The organism is Pseudomonas sp. PDM16, from assembly GCF_014851865.1.
Lineage (GTDB): Bacteria > Pseudomonadota > Gammaproteobacteria > Pseudomonadales > Pseudomonadaceae > Aquipseudomonas.
Genome location: NZ_JACVAM010000001.1, coordinates 1,052,516 through 1,070,024 on the forward strand (window position 1 = coordinate 1,052,516; position 17,509 = coordinate 1,070,024).

Consider the following 17,509-nt stretch of genomic DNA (forward strand, 5'->3'; position numbering starts at 1 on the left):
CCCGAAGCCGCTTCCAGCGCAGTTTTTCCGACGCGCAGCAGGTCGCGGGCGGGCTCTTATTGCAGTTCGACGATGGTCTTGCCAGTCATCTCAGCCGGTACCGGCATGCCCATCAGGGTCAGCAGGGTCGGTGCCACATCGGCCAGTACGCCACCGGCGCGGATGGTCGCCGGGCGCTTGCCGACATAGATGAACGGCACCGGCTCACAGGTGTGGGCGGTGTGCGCCTGGCCGGTGCACTCGTCCTCCATTTGCTCGACGTTGCCGTGGTCGGCGGTGATCAGCGCTTCGCCGCCGACCTTGTCCAGCGCCTCGACGATGCGGCCGACGCAGCTGTCCAGGGTCTCGACGGCGGCCACGGCAGCGGCGAACACGCCGGTGTGGCCGACCATGTCGCCGTTGGCGTAGTTGACGATGATCACGTCGAAGCGCTGGTTCTCGATGGCGTCGACGATCCTGTCGGTGACTTCCGGCGCGCTCATCTCCGGCTTGAGGTCGTAGGTGGCGACGTTCGGCGACGGGATCAGGATGCGTTCTTCGCCGGCGAAGGGTTCTTCACGGCCGCCGGAGAAGAAGAAGGTGACGTGGGCGTACTTCTCGGTCTCGGCGATGCGCAGCTGGCTCTTGCCGTTGTTGGCCAGGTACTCGCCGAGCACGTTGGTCAGCGGTTCCGGCTTGTAGGCGCTGGGCGCCGGGATGCTCGCCGCGTACTGGGTGAGCATGACGAAGCCGGCCAGTTGCGGCACGCGCTTGCGCTCGAACTCCTTGAAGTCGGCCTCGACGAAGCTGCGGGTCAGCTCGCGTGCCCGGTCGGCGCGGAAGTTCATGAACACCACGGCGTCGCCGTCTTCGACTTTTACCGGCTCGCCGATGGTGGTGGCCTTGACGAATTCGTCGCTCTCGCCGCGCTCGTAGGCGGCAGCCAGGCCTTCCACGGCGTTGGCGGCGTTGAATTCGCTCTTGCCGTCGACGATCAGATTATAGGCCTGCTCGACACGGTCCCAGCGGTTGTCGCGGTCCATGGCGAAGTAGCGGCCGGTGAGGCTGGCGATGCGGCCCTTGCCGAGCTTGGCGAAGGTGGCGTCGAGCAGTTCGATGGACGGCTGGGCGCTCTTCGGTGGGGTGTCGCGGCCGTCGAGGAAGGCGTGCAGATAAATTTTCTCGGCGCCACGCTGGGCGGCCAGTTCGGCCATGGCCACGAGGTGATCCTGGTGGCTGTGTACTCCGCCGTCGGAGAGCAGGCCAAGAATGTGCACGGCTTTGCCGGCACCTGCGGCCTTGTCCACTGCGCGGGTGATCTCGGCGTTCTCAAAGAACTCGCCATCGCGAATCGCCTTGGTCACCCGGGTGAAGTCCTGGTACACCACGCGGCCGGCGCCGAGGTTCATGTGGCCGACCTCGGAGTTGCCCATCTGCCCGTCCGGCAGGCCTACGTCCATTCCGCTGCCGGAGATCAGGCCGTGCGGATAGGTCGCACGCAGGCGGTCGTAGACCGGAGTCTGGGCCGCGTAGATGGCGTTGTACTCGGGGCTGTCGCTGTGGCCGAAGCCGTCGAGGATGATCAGGACCAGGGGTTTGGGCGTGGCGCTCATGAAGACTGGCTCGCTGTGGGTGATCAAAAAGGTCGGGCATTCTACCGGCGCAAGCCCGCTGAGTCACCGCTGGGCGGGGCTTGGCCCGATGGGCGTGCTGTGTATACTGGCCGCCATTTTAAGGCTTTGGAACCTCCCGATGTTGGCCCAACTGATTGAATTTGCCACTAACCACTATGCATTGGCCGGCTGCTTCGTCGTGCTGGCGGTGCTGCTGTTGGTCACCGAGCTGCGCAAGGGCGGGCAGAGCCTGTCCAGCCGCGAGCTGACCGCGCTGGTCAATCGCGACGAGGCGGTGGTGCTGGATATCCGCAATAGCAAGGATTTCTCCAGTGGCCATATCGTCGACGCCCTGAATATTCCGTTCGACAAGGTTGCCAGCCGCATCGTCGAGCTGGAGAAGCACAAGGCCAAGACCATCATCGTGGTCGACGCCATGGGCCAGCATGCCGGTGGTGTCGCTCGTGACCTGAAGAAGGCCGGTTACACCGCGGCCAAGCTGGCCGGTGGCATCGCCAGCTGGCGTGGTGACAACCTGCCTGTGGTCAAGTGACATGGCTGAGGTGGTCGTCTATTCAAGCGACTGGTGCCCCTACTGCATTCGCGCCAAGCAGCTGTTGAATGGCAAAGGTGTGGCCTTCCGGGAAGTTCGTGTGGACGGCAAGCCCGATGTGCGCGCCGAGATGACCCGCAAGGCTGGCCGCACTTCGGTGCCGCAGATCTGGATCGGCGCCACCCATGTTGGTGGCTGCGATGACCTCTTTGCCCTGGAGCGTGCCGGCAAGCTCGACGTGCTCCTCGGCCAGTGAATTCCTTTCAGAAACCCCTAGTACAGAAGAACTGCCATGACTGAACAAGCGAACAACGGCGCTGCCGCCGAGCAAGAAGGCCCACAATTCTCCCTGCAGCGCATCTACGTGAAGGACCTGTCCTTCGAAGCGCCGAAGAGCCCGGAAATCTTCCGTCAGGAATGGGCCCCTAGCATTACGCTGGACCTGAATACCAGGCAGCGCCAGCTGGATGGCAACTTCTGCGAGGTGGTGCTGACCCTGTCGGTCACCGTGAAAACCGGTGAGGAAATCGCGTTCATCGCGGAAGTTCAGCAGGCCGGTATCTTCCTGATCCAGGGGCTGGATGCGGCTTCCATGAGCCACACCCTCGGTGCCTTCTGCCCGAACATCCTGTTCCCGTATGCCCGTGAAACGCTGGACAGCCTGGTAATCCGTGGCTCGTTCCCGGCGCTGATGCTTTCTCCGGTGAACTTCGACGCCCTGTACGCGCAAGAACTGCAGCGCCAGCAGCAGGCAGCCGCCGAGGCGTGACTCTCACGTTTTGCGCCGAAGGCCGCCGTAAGGCGGCCTTTTCGTTTCAGGCTCCGGCGAAATCCAACTGGCGCCAGCCTTCGTAGACGACCACGGCCACCGCGTTGGAAAGATTGAGACTGCGGCATTGGGGCCGCATGGGCATGCGCAGGCGCTGCTCGGCTGGAATCTGCCCCAGCACATCGGCCGGCAGTCCCCGGCTTTCGGGGCCGAATAGCAGCATATCGCCAGGACGGTAACTCATCTGTGCGTAGCTGTGACTGGCCTTGGTGGTAAAGGCCAGCACCCGATCAGGTCCGACATCCGTGATACAGTCGGTCAGCGACGAATGGCGCTTCAGTGTCGCGTACTCGTGATAATCCAGGCCGGCCCTGCGCAGGCGCTTGTCGTCCAGTTCGAATCCCAATGGCTCGATCAGGTGCAGGTGGCAGCCGGTATTGGCGCACAGGCGGATGATGTTGCCGGTGTTTGGCGGGATTTCCGGCTGGAAGAGTACGACATGAAACATGGAATGGGCTCGCTGATACCTGAGCCCTCATTCTACAGTGCTGCCACTATCAGTCAGTGGGCTGATGGTCCTTTCCCTGCTTAGGAGCAGTCTTGGCCTGGTTTCCCCGAAATTCTGAAGAGCGGAAGCCGGGGGAGGACTCGCAGGCGCAGGCGGACGCACGTATCGCCCGCATTGAGCGCATCGAGCGCCTGCGTCGGGCTTCATTCTGGTACTTGTCCGTGATGCTGACGGCCACGCTTATCGGCGTGATGATCGGGCGAGTGGTCAATGGCCAGATTCCCTGGGGCGGTGTGCCGCCCAAATCTGAAGCCGGCATTGTGAGCATCGCGGCCGACGCTCGCGACGGTGTGCTGCGGCTCCGGCTGACGGCTGACAGCCCGGTGGTGTACCGGCGTGTCGAGTCGCATGGCGCGGTGAGCCTTCAGTTGGCGGGTGTTCGGCTGGCCGGCGCCGCTGAAAGTGGGCGGGTTTCGGGGCCAGGCGGGGCGCTGTCCTGGCGTATCGAGCCGCGAGGGTCGGATGTTCAGGTGTTGCTGGTAGGGTTGGGCGAGGATCTGCAGGTGAAAGCGAGGGCGAACCCGAGCTCCGATCAGTGGGCCTTGGAGGTTGAGGCGCAGGTCCTGCCGCGCTGACCCACGGTGCTCTCAGCTGGTGTGATAGCTAAGGGGTAGCTCGGACCAGCCTGTCGTGGTGCATCGGTTTTGGGCGCTCTGCACTGGTTGGGGTCATTTCTCGGGGGCGGCGGCTTTTAGCCGAGGAGGGCATGGAGCGGCCGAATGATCGCATTGCGGAGTCATTTGTCATGCTAAAGGCGTGTAAAAGCACAAAGGCCACCGCGAGGGGTGGCCTTTGTGCCTGGCTTGTAAAAGAGGGGATTCCCCGGCCTGCCTGTACCAAGGTCCCCAAAACTGGAGTTGTCTGATACTAAGCATGAGGTGTGCCAATTTTGTTACGGCCGCTTCAGAATGCGTTGTAGCAGATCGTTCTGTGCTAGCGGAACTCACAGTACGGGCGTCTGATTTCGTCTATCGCCATTGAATCTCGGCCAAAGGGAGCGGTGCGGGCTAGTCTCTGATATCCCTGTACGCATCCGGATGTCATGCATGAAAGGGCTGTACGGACTCGCACTGGTCATCGCGCTTCTTGCCCAGGCCGCCATCGCGGAGTCGCTGCGGCTGGCTGGTGATTCCTGGCCGCCATTCACCGACCGGCGTCTGCCCGGCAATGGCCTGGCGGTGGAGCTGGTGAGCGCCGCCCTGAAGCGCGCAGGGCACACCAGTGAGTACGTGGAGGTGCCTTGGGCGCGCGTTCTTCGCGGGTTGCAACAGGGCGACTACGACATAGTGGTGGCCGCCTGGTACAGCCCGGAGCGAGCCCGCTATGCGCTGTTTTCCGACACCTACCTGATCAACCGTATTCGATTCTTGCGTCGAGTCGGTGCGCCTATCGAATATGAGGGGCTGGGGAGTCTGCGCCGGTTCAGCATCGCGGTAGTGCGTGGGTACAGCTATGACCCCGCATTCGACAGCGCCCAGGATTTGACCCGGGTGCCGGTGCTGGAGTTCGCCATGGGGGCGCGCATGCTGGCGGCTGGGCGTGTGCAGCTGACCCTGGAAGATGAGCTGGTTGCCCAATACCACCTGAGCCGCGGCTTACGGGAGATTCGTGATGCGGTGGAGTTCGTCGATGCGCCGCTGAGCGAGAACGGCCTGCATATCCTGGTGCGTCGCAGCCATCCGCTACACCAGCAGATCGTTCGCGAGTTCGACGAGAACATCTCGGCGATGAAGGCTGACGGTACCTACCGACAGATCTTCAAGCGTCATGGCCTGTGAGGCTGGTGACGGTACGTCCGCGTCCGCTGCGCTTGGCCTGGTACAGACGGATGTCGGCCAGGTGCAACAGACTCTCCAGATCATCCGGTGCGCCATGGTAGATGCCAGCGCTGAAATCCAGAGGTGGCGCGCCCATGGCGTACTTGAGAGCAGAGCACTGGCGGCGCAGCAGTGCCAGGCACTTCTCGACCGTCTCTCCATCGAGCCGGCTGACCAAGGCGAACTCCTCTCCACCCAGGCGGCCGAGCAGGGTGTCCGGGAATGCCTGGCGCAGCGTGCGTGAGAACTGCACGAGAGCGGCGTCGCCGCTGGCATGGCCATGCTCGTCGTTGATCGCCTTGAAGTGGTCCAGGTCGATCATTGCCACGCTGAGGTCCTGGCCACCCTTCTGGGCCTGGCGGATCATGTCGATACCTTGCTCGTAGAAGGCGCGGCGGTTGTACAGGCCGGTCAGCGAGTCGAACAACGCCGCCTGCTTGAGGGCGCGGAGCATGTCGCGTCGCTCCAGGCAGGACATGACCCGGCAGTTGAGCTCTTCGGGGCAGAAAGGTTTGCGCAGGAAGTCGTCGGCACCGTGCTTGATGAACATGGCACTGAGCGACCCCTTGGCGTCGGCCGACAGGCCCAGGATGATCAGCTCATTGCGTTTCATCTTCTGCCGTAGCAGCTTGACCAGGTCGAAGCCACTGATGCCCGGCATGCTGTGGTCTACCAGGAAGAGGTCGATGTCGGGCTGCTCGCGCAGGATGCGTAGCGCCTCGTCGCCGTCGCAGGCGTCGATGATCTGGTACAGGTGGGGCGTGAGCACGCGGCGAATGAAATGGCGGGTAGCCTCGGAGTCTTCCGCCACCAGAATCTTCACGTGGCTGTTGCTCTCCAGTCGGTGCAGCAGGCGGAAGGCGTACTCGTAGGAGTGCTGGCTCTCCTTCAGTACGTAATCCACCACGCCCTTGAGCAGCAGTTCGTCGCGGCGATGCTCGTCGTAGGAGCCGCTGAGCACGATGCAGGGCAGACCGAATTGCATCACCAGGTCGACGATCTCGCCACGCGGAGCGTCCGGCAGGTTGAGGTCGACGATGGCGGCGAAGAACAGCGACGAGGAGGTCTCGAGCAACACCTGGGCTTCGCCGAGAGACGCGCAGAACAGCGGCTGTAAGTCCGGCTCCTGGCGGAACAGGTGTTCGAGTATCTTCAATACCAGCGGGCTGTCTTCGACCACCAGAATGTTGCGCATCGTCGTCTCGCTCTAAATCATCCGTACCTTGACCGCCCGGCCCTTGATCTTGCCGCTCTGCAGGCGTTGCAAGGCCTGCCTGGCAACGCCGCGGTCCACGGCGACGAAGGCCTGATAATCGAATATAGCGATCTTGCCCACCTTGTCTCCGGGAATGCCAGCGTCGCCGGTCAGCGCCCCGAGGATATCGCCTGGGCGCAGCTTGTCCTTGCGCCCGGCTGCCAGGCAGAGGCTGTGCATCGGCGGCAGCAGCGGCTCGCCCTTGTCCTTCAGCTCGCCGAGCAGTTGCCAGGTCAGCGGGCTGCCCTGCAGTTCTTCGACGGCCTGCGCGCGCCCGGCCTCGCTGGGCGCCACCAGGCTCAGGGCGAGGCCCTTCTCTCCGGCGCGGCCGCTACGGCCGATACGGTGGATGTGCACCTGGGCATCACGCGCCAGCTCGACGTTGATCACCAGTTCCAGGCCGGCGATGTCCAGGCCGCGGGCGGCCACGTCGGTGGCCACTAGCACGCTGAGGCTGCGGTTGGAAAACAGGGTCAGCACCTGGTCGCGATCGCGCTGTTCTAGGTCGCCGTGTAGCGCGGCGGCGGAAATCTTCTCCGCCTCAAGTATCGCTGCCAACTCATCGCATTGCTGACGGGTGGCGCAGAAGGCCACCGCCGGCTGTTTGCGGAAGTGGCGCAGGAGGCGGATCACCGCGTCCATGCGCTGCTTGGGCTCGATCTCGTAGAAGCGCTGCTCGATCTGCCCGTCATCGTGCAGGGCTTCGACCTGAACGCGCTCCGGATCGCGCAGGAAGCGAGCGGCCAGTTGCTCGATGCCACTCGGATAGGTGGCCGAGAACAGCAGGGTCTGGCGGCGTGTCGGGGTCTGCTCGATGACTTCAGCGATGCTGTCGAAGAAGCCCATGTCGAGCATGCGGTCGGCTTCATCCAGCACCAGGGTGTTGAGGCTGTCGAGCTTGAGGGTGCCCTTGCGCAGGTGCTCCTGAATGCGCCCCGGCGTGCCGACGATGATGTGCGCGCCGTGCTCCAGCGAGCCGATCTGCGGGCCGAAGGGTACGCCGCCGCACAAAGTCAGAATCTTGATGTTGTCCGCCGCGCGGGCCAGGCGTCTCAGCTCCTTGGCTACCTGGTCGGCCAGCTCGCGGGTAGGGCACAGGATCAGCGCCTGGCAGCCGAAGAAGCGCGGGTTGAGCGGGTGCAGTACGCCGATGCCGAAGGCCGCGGTCTTGCCGCTGCCGGTCTTGGCCTGGGCGATCAGGTCGCGGCCCTTGAGGATCAGTGGCAGGCTGGCAGCTTGGATCGGCGTCATCTCGGCATAACCGAGGGCGGCGAGGTTATCGCGCATGGCGGCGGACAGCGGCAGGGTGGCGAAGGCGGTGGTCACGGGGTGAGCCTGGCAGAGGAATAGCCGCAGATTGTAACAGGCCGCGCCCGGAAGCTGGCCGGTCGCAGCGTCACACCTGCTGCTTCAGCTCGGCGATGCGGGAGTCCTTGTCCTGCCACAGTTGGGTGACCCAGTCCTGCACCTGTTGGCGGAATTGAGGGTCACTCTCGTAGTTGCCGCCCCAGAGGGCCGCATCGAGCTCGCGGATCTGGATATCCATGATCACCTTGGGCACCTGGCCGCTGATCAGTTTCCAGAATCCGGGTGGCGTCTGGCCCGGATAGACCAGGGTGACGTCGAGCAGAGCGTCCAGTTGCGGCCCCAGGGCCGCCAGGGTGAAGGCCACGCCACCGGCCTTGGGTTTGAGCAGGTGGCGATAGGGCGAGCCTTGCTGGGCCTGCTTGGCTGGGGTGCATCGGGTGCCTTCCAGATAATTGACCACTGTCACCGGCAGGTCCTTGAAGCGTTCGCAGGCGCGCTTGGTGATTTCCAGATCCTTGCCGGCCATCTCTGGGTGCTTTGCCAGGTAGGCCTTGGAATAGCGCTTCATGAAGGGGTAGTCGAGCGCCCAGAAGGCCAGGCCCAGGAGCGGTACCCAGATCAGCTCCTGCTTGAGGAAGAATTTGAAATAGGGAGTCTTGCGGTTGAAGGCCTGGACCAGCGCGGGGATGTCTACCCAGGACTGGTGATTGCTCACTACCAGATAGGAGCGATCGCGGCGCAGGCCCTCGCCGCCGCGGATGTCCCATTCGGTCGGGGTCAGCAGGGCGAATATCAATTTGTCGATCTCGGCCCAGGTCTCCGCCACCCACATTACCCCGCGCGAGCAGGTGTTGCGCAGCGATCTGCCGGGCAACACCAGCTTGAGCAGGGCGATCAGTAGCAGCGGGCCGATCAGGGTCAGCGTGTTGAGCAGCAGTAGCAGGACCACGCTGCAGGCGATGAGCAACCGACGCATGGGGACTCCTTGTCTCAAGGTGGCGCCATCATAGCCGCAGACGGAAAAATAAAGTCGCTAGTGGCAATGTGCCCGGTCTTGTCCTGGCGTATTCTGCATGGCAGAAATCAAACAAAGCAGCGGCCCATCCATCGTGCTCAAGCGTATCGCCGTTTCCGAGCTGATTCTCGGTATGTATATCCATGAGTTCTGCGGTTCATGGATGGACCATCCATTCTGGAAGGGACGCTTCCTGCTCGACAACGAACGTGACCTGCAGCGCGTGCGCGACAGTGATGTGCACGAGGTATGGATCGACGTCAGCAAGGGGTGCGACGTGGCACCGGGCCAGGCGAGTCGCAGCGTCGAGGAAGTCGAGGCGGAAACCGAGGCTCGCCTGCTGGCTGCCGACAGCCGCACGCCGCCGCCGCGTGCCAGCCTCGATCAGGAAGTGCAGCGGGCCCTCAGGCTGTGTTCGCAGTCCAAGGCCGCGGTGGTGGAGATGTTCAGCGATGCGCGCATGGGGCAGGCCATCGCCCTGGAGCATGTGGCTGAGCTGGTGGAGGAAATCTCCGACTCGGTACTGCGCCATCCCAATGCCCTGATCAGCCTGGCTCGTCTGAAGACCAGCGACGAATACACCTACATGCACTCGGTGGCGGTCTGTGCCCTGATGATCGCCCTCGCCCGCCAGCTGGGCCTGCCGGAAGAGCAGGTGCGGGAGGCTGGAGAGGCTGGCCTGCTCCATGACATCGGCAAGATGGCGATTCCCGACACCATCCTCAACAAGCCGGACAAGCTCACCGACGCCGAGTTCGGCACCATGCGCCGTCATCCCGAGGCGGGCGCGCGGATGCTCCTGGATTGCCGGCAGATCAGTGCGCTGGTGCTCGACGTTTGCCTGCATCACCATGAAAAGTACGATGGCTCGGGCTACCCGCATCGCCTGGCCGGCGAGCAGATCAGCCTGTTTGCAAGGATGGGGGCAGTGTGCGACGTGTACGACGCCATCACCTCCGATCGTCCCTACAAGAAAGGCTGGGATCCGGCCGATTCGATCCGCAAGATGGCGGAATGGAAGGGGCATTTCGACCCCCAGGTATTCCAGGCCTTCGTCAAGTCTGTCGGCATCTATCCGGTCGGCGCTCTGGTGCGTCTGGAGAGCGGTCGTCTCGGCGTGGTGCTGGAGCAGCATGAGAAATCCCTGCTCACTCCGCGGGTGAAGGTGTTCTTCTCCGCCCGCTCCAAACTGCCGATACCCCAGGAAATCATCGACTTGGCCAAGCTGGTCGGGCACGACAAGATAATCGCCCGCGAGTCTGCCGATGACTGGGGCTTCAAGAATATCGAAGAGCTCTGGTCGGGTATTCCGGCCGGCAAGGCGTCCCTGTTCGGCTGATACCCCATCCACCGGCAGCTCGCCGGTGTCTTCTCCCCCTCGTTGTCGCGACGAGCCCCTCGCCGCTCGTCGGCGCGTGCCCTACCGCTCTTCCGGGCGAACGAATCGCGAACGCTGCCTGCACAGAGTGCCCCCGTGTCTCCATGGTCCTGCCGGGCCGTTGAGGCACGGCTAACCACCAGGCGGGAAGTCGGTGGCTGATCCTTCCGGAACGAGGAACTCATCATGCACAAGCAACTGATCGCCAGCCTGTTGGCCCTGATCTTCTCCAGTGCCTGCCTGGCCAGCGGAGCATCGAGCGAAACCGCCAGCAAACCGGTGGTGAAGCCGCATCAACCCACCTCGGTGCATGCGCCGGACCGACAATGACCCGCTCGGGCTTCTCCAGGCTTCTGCTCCTGCCGTTGCTGGCCTGCGCTTCTTTGGTGCAGGCCGGCGAAGGGGCGAGGATGTTCGAGGGGGCTCCGTTCTACGCCCAGTACATCGTCGACTACTGGCGCCAGGCGCGTGAGCCCGAGTCTGCCGATCCGTCCCGCTCTGCGCCGGGGTGGACTACCGACCAGATCCACACCGGCGGTGGCCCGACCAGTGGGCCCGGTGTGCAGGCGCTGCGTGCCAAGCTCGGACGTCTGCAGGGCGAGTTGCTGCGTCATCCGCTGCTCCGTGATCCCCGTGGTTTCAGCATGACCACCAGCGGATCCATGGGGCCGGTGCGTGGAGGCCCCATGCCCGTGCCAGCCACTGGCGGTATCGGTGTCGGTGCCTACCCACTGAACCTGAGCGATACGGCGACCCGCCGACGGGCGGATGGGCGGTATCACACGCCGGGAGAAGCGACGTTCCTCGAGGTCCGCGCCAATGAGCTGGACGACCTGCGTCATCGCCAGCCGGTCGGGCGCTGGAACGATATCGCTCTGGTCGGCCGTGGTGACGGCTACATGCTGGTGCTGAACAACAGCGGTCGCCCCCTCTATCTGGCCGATCCGCCCTATGGCTACCGGCTCAATCCGAAGTTATTGGATTCCAGTCGCCCCGCGGAGGAAATCCAGTTCCTGACGGCGCGGGTCACCGGAGAGTGGCGCGGCGTGCCGCAGAAGCGGATGGACCCGGGCGGTACCGTGGGACGAATGATCGGCGTGCTATTCCTGACCGACTGGAAAAAATTATTGAAAGAAATAGAGCCTTCGTCCCGCTAGCGAACGCTGGGCGAACGTTGCTCGGGATGATGGCAGGGGCAGGTGGCGCCTTCGTGTCGGGAGAGCGTGTGAAGGGAGGCGCCACCTGCGCTTGCGGATAAATGGAGTGGTGAGCGGGATGAACGACATGAACTACCAGGCACGGCCGGTCGGCCCCCGGCTGACGGCCAGGCTGCTCGCGGCGGAGCCAGAGTTCGTTGGCCTGGAGCGCATTTCGGGCCTGGCCGGTGATGGCTACCTGCGTGTGGCAGCGGTCAGTGCGGACGGGCTGCACGTGGTGGGCATGCTGGCCGACCCGGGCGATGCGTTGAGCATGCATGCGTTCATGTGGACGCGGAGCGGAGGGCTGCGGCAGCTCGGAGGTCTCAATGGCGGTCGGTACTGCTCGGCCGAGGCTATCAGCGCCTATGGTCGCGTGGTCGTAGGGACCGCCGAAGACGGTGCGGCCGACGAGGCCGACCGAGCCTTCCGCTGGACGCGGCAGGGCGGCGTCTTCAGCCTTGGGACCCTCAACTATGGGCGGTACTCCCAAGCCTATGCCTGTAGCGCGGATGGTCTTGTGGTGGTGGGCGACGCTGCGGATGGCGCGGCGAATCATGCTTGTCGTGGGTTCTACTGGACCTTCGCCACCGGCATGCGCAGCATCGGCATGCTCAACGGCGGCATGACCAGTCACGCCTGCGCCGTCAGTGCCTGTGGGCGCGTGATCGCCGGTTACGCGGACGACGGGAGCCGGGCGAATGCTCGCTGTGCGGTGCGCTGGAGCGAGGCAGATGGTTTGCGCAGTCTCGGCACTCTCAATGGCGGGCACTATTCCGCTGCCTCCGCGATCAGTGCCGATGGCAGCACCATCGTGGGCGTTGCTACCGATGGTCAGGCTGGTGAGGCCCTGCGCGCTTTCGTCTGGCGCGAGGATACCGGCATGCGCAGCCTGGGTGGCCTCAATGGAGGCCAGGTATCCAGAGCGAATGCCGTCAGTGCTGATGGCAGCGTGGTGGTGGGGGTTGCGAGCGACGGCCGAGCGGGTGACGAGGATCGCGGCTTCGTCTGGACCGCCGACAGCGGCATGCGCACGGTAGAGTCGTGGCTGTACGAGAACTCCCTGGCCGCGGCTGCCGTACCGGTGGTCCAGGCCAGCGGTATCAGTGCCGATGGACAGGTGCTGGTCGGCCAGCTGGAAGGAGAGCGTGCCTTCATCGCCAGCATCAGGCCGCGTTGGCTTCTTTTCTGATTTGGGTGCCATGGACGGCGCCCTTCCTAATTTATCGAGTTGTCATGGGTCCACAGGGATGTGGCCCACCCTTTTTGATGGAGCAGATCATGCAGGAATGGCTGATCGTGGGAGGTCTGCTGCTGATCTACTGCAGTGGCCTGTATGTGGCCGGACTCCCCCGGCACGATTGACGCGGCAAAGGGCTTGGGGCACCGTGCCGGGCACCATACGACTGCCTGCACGGATGCCATGCCGCACATTCTTATCGTCGAAGACGAAGCCGCCATCGCCGACACTCTGGTGTTCGCCCTGCAGGGCGAGGGCTTCACTACCACCTGGCTGAGCCTCGCCGAGGCGGCGCTGGAGTTTCAGCAGCGCACCCCCGCCGACCTGTTGATCCTCGATGTCGGCCTGCCCGATATCAGTGGCTTCGAGGCCTGTAAACGATTGCGGCGTTTCTCCGAGGTGCCGGTGATTTTCCTCACCGCCCGCGATGCCGAGATCGATAGGGTGGTGGGGCTGGAAATCGGCGCGGACGACTATGTGGTCAAGCCGTTCAGTCCGCGTGAGGTGGCGGCGCGGGTCAAGGCCATCCTCAAGCGTATGGCACCGCGCTCATCCGAGGCCGTCGCGGAGGCGGGCGGTCCGTTCCGGGTGGATGCCGAGCGGGTACAGATCCACTACCGCGATCAGCTGCTGGTGCTGACCCGCCATGAGTTCCGGCTGCTGCAGGCGCTGCTGGCGCAGCCAGAGCGGGTATTCGCCCGCGAGCAGCTGCTCGATGCGCTGGGTGTGCCGGCGGATGCCGGCTACGAGCGCAACATTGACAGTCATATCAAGAGCCTGCGGGCGAAGCTGCGCCAGGTAGTTGTAGATGCCGAGCCGATTCAGACCCATCGGGGCCTGGGTTACAGCTACAGCCCCCGTCACGCCTGAGAGCCCACGGCCTGCTGCGCGTCGGCAAGCTGCGCTGAAAGACTTCGGAATACTCCTCTACTACTCGCAGACTCCGCTTCCTCAGTCCTCGCCTTGGTTTTCTCCGACTCACGATACATCGGGCAGGCTCTGAACCAGCAGGCTCGATGCGATGCGACGATCAGTACATTCGCCGCCGTCACCCTCGTTCAGCAATACCTGCAGTTGTTGGTGTGACTGTCGTGAGGGCTGTCTGCGCAGGCGACTGATGGCCAGCCGTAGGCGCAGGGAGCCGGCGCCGAGCGACTCCGCCAGAGCCTGTGCTTCCTCCAGCACGCTGGAGGCCCTGCCATCTTCACCCGTGTCGTACAGGGCCTCTGCCTGCAGCCGCATGGCCTCAGGCAGCAGATAGCGATCACAGCGCTCATGCGCCGTCTGCACAACCAGTTCGGCGCGCTGCAACAGCTCTTCATGTTGTCCGAGGCGGGCCAGCGCATCGAGTTGCAGGGTCGCCAGCGTCACCCCGATCACCGGCATGCTCTGGCGATTGGCGTCGATGCCCCTCTGCAGCTCCCTCAGCCCGTCGGCATCGCCGAGTGCCACGCGGGACCAGCCGACCATGACCGTCGCGATGTCTTCCCAGAGCTGCAGCCCCTTGCCTCGGCTGTGATTCAGCGTTTCCTGCGCCATCTCGGCGACGGCCGGCGCATCGTCCAGGAGGCAGTGCAGCATGCTCGCGAACACCAGCGCATGGCTGATGGCATTGGCGGAGCCCTGGGTGCGCACGTCGGACAGCAGCTCGGCGCATAGCTGACGGGCCCGCTGCGGGAAACCCTCTACCCAGAGCCCCAGACACAGGTAGGCCCGGCTGTTGACCAGTGGATCTTCACCGAAGCCGAGCATGCAGGCCTGGCGGGCGGGAGTGTCGCAAAGGGCGACTATGGTCTCGGCGATGGCTCTCGACTCGGCCAGTGGACGGCTCCAGAAGGCCCCTCCCAGGTGGCACATGTGGCCGAGCAGGCGGAGCGGCAGTTGCCCGCTCTGTTCCGCCGCCGCCAGGACCTGCTGCCCCAGCACGGTGGCCTTGTCGAACGAGTCGCAGCAGCCCCATACGCCCACGAGCGCTCTGAAGCTAGCCTCGGGCTGCTGCAGCTGCTGCCCCAGCACCAGTGCTCGCGAGAATGCCGCTTGGGTGCTCGCCGCACCGTAGCCCGCCGACGAGTTGAGGGCGGCTCCCAGTACCAGTTGGAGTGCCAGTTCTTCCCCGTCGCGCCAGGGAGAGGTGGGAAGACGGTCCAGGCAGCCCAGGGCTCGCTGGAAGTGGTCGGCGGCCTCGCGATTGGCCGAGAAGCGCTGTGCGCTCTCGCCGGCCTGCTTCCACAGCGGCAGGGCCTGCTCGAAGCGGCCGGCTTCGGTCAGATGGTGGGCCAGCTGCCCCGGGGCATGCTGGCAGCGTGCGGGGAATCGTTCCTGCAGCACTTCGGCGATGCGCTGGTGCGTCTCGCGGCGTTGGGCCTTGGGCTGGGCCTGATAGGCTGCCTGCTGGATCAGTGCGTGCTTGAACTGGCGCAGGCTGGCCTGGCTGCCTGGCTCGATCAGGCCGGCACGTAGCAGGGTTTCCAGATCGTGCCCCAGGGCCTGCTCGCCTTGTGGATGAAGCGCCTGGATCAGCTCCAGATGAAACTCCCTGCCGATGCACGCTGCGAGCTGCGCGGTGGTACGTGCATCCTCGAGCCCATCGATGCGCGCCATCAGCAGATCATTGAGGGTCAGTGGGATATCGCCCTGGGTGTTGTTCTCGGAGACCCACTGGACCAGCTCCTCGATGAACAGCGGGACGCCGTCGGCCAGCGCCAGCACCCGGCGCAGCTGCGGTTCGGCCAGTGCCTGTGGCAGCCCTTCGACCAGCATGCGCGCCATGTCCTGGCTCAGATGCGGCAACTCCAGCACCTGCATGCCGAGTGGCTCCAGAGCTTGCGTGGGGAACTCGGGGCGGGCGCTGAGCAGCAGAAGGAGCGGGCGACGTTCCGGCTCGCGAAGCAGCCGTTCGATCAGTTGTACGGTCGATGCATCGGCCCAGTGCACGTCCTCCATGACCAGCAGCAAAGGCTGGCTCCGGTTGGCGCGGACGATGGTCAGGAGGGTCTCCAGCATCCTTGCCCGCCAGATATCCCGGGGCATGTCGGTTACCGGTGAGCCCTGCGGCAGCGGGAGGCCGAGCAGGTCGGCAATCAGGTCACGTGCCTCGTTGTCCAGGGTGAAGATGCGCCGCAGCACATCGCTCAGTTTGAGATAGCGCTGCTCCGCGCTGCTACCGGGGGCGAAGGCGCAGAGATGGGCGATCAGCTCCGCCACCGGGAAGAAGGGGTCGCTGGTGTGCTGCTCCAGGCAGCGCAACACGACCTGTTGCCCCGGGTGGGTGGCATTCAGGCGCTTGCCCAGCTCGTGGAGCAGGCGCGACTTGCCCACGCCGGGGTCGGCACGCAGCAGTGCGCAGATGCTGGTGCGGCTTTCGCGAACCTGGGTCCAGATGGTCAGCAGTCGATCCAGCTCCGTATCGCGCCCCACCAATGGAGTGAGTCGTGGTTGCACGGCGAGACGGTGCCGGGCACCGCTGGCTTCCTCGACGTGGTACAGCGCGCCGGCGCCTGGCAGGCTGGCAGGCAGCGGCAGGCAGCGGAAGTAGCCCTCTAGCAGGCGATGGGTCGCGGTGCCCACCACTACCTGTTGATAGTCGGCGTGCTGGCGCACCTGGACGGCGATGTCGGAGGTGATGCCGGTGGCATCGGGCAGCAATTGGCCGGCCGCGGTCACGATCAATCCGGTATGCAGGCCGCATCGCACTTGGGCCGGTGCACATGCCTGCGGCAGCGCCAGGGCTGCCTGGGCGGCGAGACGCGCCGCGTTTTCCCGCGCGCGCGGATAACCGAAGTATGCGAGCAGCCCGCCGCCGTGGGCCTGAACCACATGGCCGCCATGGGCACGGATTACCTGCAGGCATTGGGCCTGGGGTGCGCCGAGCTGCTCCAGAGCCTCTTCGGGGTCGGCACAGCCGGGTATGGATATTTCGCAATAAAGAACGGTGACCTGGCGACGTTCTGCCGGAGGAGGCGGTACACCCACGGCACAGGCCTCTGCCAGCGGGATCTCCGCACGCAGCTGGCCATCACGAATCCTCTGCTGCAGCTCCTGGCAGTCCTTGCCGGGGTGAACGCCCAGCTCCTTCCACAGCTGGTTGCGGAAGCTCTCGTACTGGGACAGCGCCGCTGCGCTCTGGCCGTTCTGCGCCAGCAGGCGCATCAGGCGCAGCTGGCCGCTTTCCTGCCAGGGGTCGAGTTCGACCAGGCGCCGGGCATGGGGCAGAGCGCGTTGTCGCTCGCCACGCTGTTCGAACAGGTTGCTCAGATGCTCCAGCAGGGCGAGCGCATGGCAGCGCAGCGACTCGCGCTGCAGCAGCAACCAGTCCTCGAAGTCGGGGCAGTCCGGCAGGTCGAGGCCGGCGAGAAAGTCTCCTCGGTAAAGCGTGGCGGCCGCCTCCAGCTCTTCGATGCAGCTCGGGCATTGCTGGCAGGCCGGATGGCTGGTACAGCGCTGTGGGCCGCGGCGAAAGCGCAGCACGTCGATATGCCCGTCAGGGACGAAGCGCAGGCTGTTCTTGCTGGCCTCGAACAGGTCGAGGCCGGTAGGTGTCTCCAGCACGCGGCGCAGGTCGGACAGGGTGCGTCGCAGGTTGCCGCGCCAGGTCTCGGCTGGGCTGGACTCCCAGAGCAGCGCCGCAAGGGTCTCGCGGCTATGTTCGCGATGATGCTCCAGGCTCAGGTAGGCGAGCAGAGCGCGCATCTTGTCGTAGTTGAAACCGTCCAGTGGCTCGTTGTGCCAGGCAACGGAAAAGCCACCGAGCAGGGTCAGTTGCAGCGGCGCGATGGGGCGGGAAGCTTCCATGTTGTTTCCCGGCCTGCTCGGCACGGG

At 64.6% G+C, this 17,509-nt stretch carries 16 protein-coding genes; 10 read left to right on the forward strand and 6 right to left on the reverse strand.

Annotated elements, in window-relative coordinates:
• Positions 1-56: 56 nt before the first annotated feature.
• Complete coding sequence (gene gpmI, locus IB234_RS04925) at positions 57-1,592, reverse strand: 2,3-bisphosphoglycerate-independent phosphoglycerate mutase (RefSeq protein ID WP_192314746.1); 1,536 nt, start codon at positions 1,590-1,592, stop codon at positions 57-59.
• A gap of 139 nt (positions 1,593-1,731) precedes the next feature.
• On the opposite strand from gpmI, the gene IB234_RS04930 reads away from it, so the two are divergent.
• Genes IB234_RS04930 through secB form a run of 3 tightly spaced genes read left to right on the forward strand, consistent with a single transcriptional unit; the run spans position 1,732 to position 2,914 of the window.
• The gene (locus IB234_RS04930; protein WP_192314749.1) at positions 1,732-2,145 is read left to right on the forward strand and encodes a rhodanese-like domain-containing protein; all 414 of its coding nucleotides are present in this window, start codon (positions 1,732-1,734) and stop codon (positions 2,143-2,145) included.
• A gap of 1 nt (position 2,146) precedes the next feature.
• On the forward strand, positions 2,147-2,401 hold the full coding sequence (grxC, locus tag IB234_RS04935) for a glutaredoxin 3 (protein ID WP_192314752.1): 255 nt from the start codon (positions 2,147-2,149) through the stop codon (positions 2,399-2,401).
• Positions 2,402-2,437: 36 nt separating this feature from the next.
• Complete coding sequence (gene secB, locus IB234_RS04940) at positions 2,438-2,914, forward strand: protein-export chaperone SecB (RefSeq protein ID WP_192314755.1); 477 nt, start codon at positions 2,438-2,440, stop codon at positions 2,912-2,914.
• 46 nt (positions 2,915-2,960) lie between these two features.
• On the opposite strand, the gene trmL is transcribed toward secB, so the two are convergent.
• Positions 2,961-3,422, reverse strand: a complete 462-nt coding sequence (trmL, locus tag IB234_RS04945; protein ID WP_192314758.1) for a tRNA (uridine(34)/cytosine(34)/5-carboxymethylaminomethyluridine(34)-2'-O)-methyltransferase TrmL — start codon at positions 3,420-3,422, stop codon at positions 2,961-2,963.
• Between the two features lie 92 nt (positions 3,423-3,514).
• On the opposite strand from trmL, the gene IB234_RS04950 reads away from it, so the two are divergent.
• Both IB234_RS04950 and IB234_RS04955 read left to right on the forward strand, forming a co-directional pair.
• Positions 3,515-4,057: a hypothetical protein gene (locus tag IB234_RS04950; RefSeq protein WP_192314761.1), complete on the forward strand. Its 543-nt coding sequence runs from the start codon at positions 3,515-3,517 to the stop codon at positions 4,055-4,057.
• A 471-nt stretch (positions 4,058-4,528) separates the two neighbouring features.
• Complete coding sequence (locus tag IB234_RS04955) at positions 4,529-5,260, forward strand: substrate-binding periplasmic protein (protein WP_192314763.1); 732 nt, start codon at positions 4,529-4,531, stop codon at positions 5,258-5,260.
• On the opposite strand, the gene IB234_RS04960 is transcribed toward IB234_RS04955, so the two are convergent.
• The 3 genes from IB234_RS04960 to IB234_RS04970 form a co-directional block, all read right to left on the reverse strand.
• Positions 5,241-6,494, reverse strand: coding sequence for a diguanylate cyclase domain-containing protein (locus IB234_RS04960; RefSeq protein ID WP_192314784.1), 1,254 nt, complete (start codon positions 6,492-6,494; stop codon positions 5,241-5,243). The genes IB234_RS04955 and IB234_RS04960 overlap by 20 nt on opposite strands.
• Before the next feature lie 12 nt (positions 6,495-6,506).
• Complete coding sequence (dbpA, locus tag IB234_RS04965; RefSeq protein ID WP_318651974.1) at positions 6,507-7,880, reverse strand: ATP-dependent RNA helicase DbpA; 1,374 nt, start codon at positions 7,878-7,880, stop codon at positions 6,507-6,509.
• A gap of 70 nt (positions 7,881-7,950) precedes the next feature.
• Positions 7,951-8,838 carry an acyltransferase gene (locus IB234_RS04970; protein ID WP_192314787.1) on the reverse strand — a complete coding sequence of 296 codons (888 nt, stop codon included), beginning with the start codon at positions 8,836-8,838 and terminating at the stop codon, positions 7,951-7,953.
• Positions 8,839-8,971: 133 nt separating this feature from the next.
• On the opposite strand from IB234_RS04970, the gene IB234_RS04975 reads away from it, so the two are divergent.
• The 5 genes from IB234_RS04975 (at position 8,972) to creB (ending at position 13,561) form a co-directional block, all read left to right on the forward strand.
• Positions 8,972-10,216, forward strand: a complete 1,245-nt coding sequence (locus IB234_RS04975; RefSeq protein ID WP_192315572.1) for an HD-GYP domain-containing protein — start codon at positions 8,972-8,974, stop codon at positions 10,214-10,216.
• A gap of 225 nt (positions 10,217-10,441) precedes the next feature.
• A complete protein-coding gene (locus IB234_RS04980) occupies positions 10,442-10,585 on the forward strand; it encodes a hypothetical protein (protein WP_192314790.1) in 144 nt (47 codons plus the stop codon).
• A complete protein-coding gene (locus IB234_RS04985; RefSeq protein ID WP_192314792.1) occupies positions 10,582-11,412 on the forward strand; it encodes a hypothetical protein in 831 nt (276 codons plus the stop codon). Before IB234_RS04980 ends, IB234_RS04985 begins: the two co-directional genes overlap by 4 nt.
• Before the next feature lie 118 nt (positions 11,413-11,530).
• Entirely contained in the window at positions 11,531-12,643 is a 1,113-nt protein-coding gene (locus IB234_RS04990; RefSeq protein WP_192314795.1) for a PEP-CTERM sorting domain-containing protein, read from the forward strand.
• 231 nt (positions 12,644-12,874) lie between these two features.
• Positions 12,875-13,561, forward strand: a complete 687-nt coding sequence (gene creB, locus IB234_RS04995) for a two-component system response regulator CreB (protein ID WP_192314798.1) — start codon at positions 12,875-12,877, stop codon at positions 13,559-13,561.
• A 108-nt stretch (positions 13,562-13,669) separates the two neighbouring features.
• Here the strand turns inward: creB and IB234_RS05000 are convergent, their stop codons facing one another.
• Positions 13,670-17,482: a BTAD domain-containing putative transcriptional regulator gene (locus IB234_RS05000; RefSeq protein WP_192314801.1), complete on the reverse strand. Its 3,813-nt coding sequence runs from the start codon at positions 17,480-17,482 to the stop codon at positions 13,670-13,672.
• Positions 17,483-17,509 lie beyond the last annotated feature (27 nt).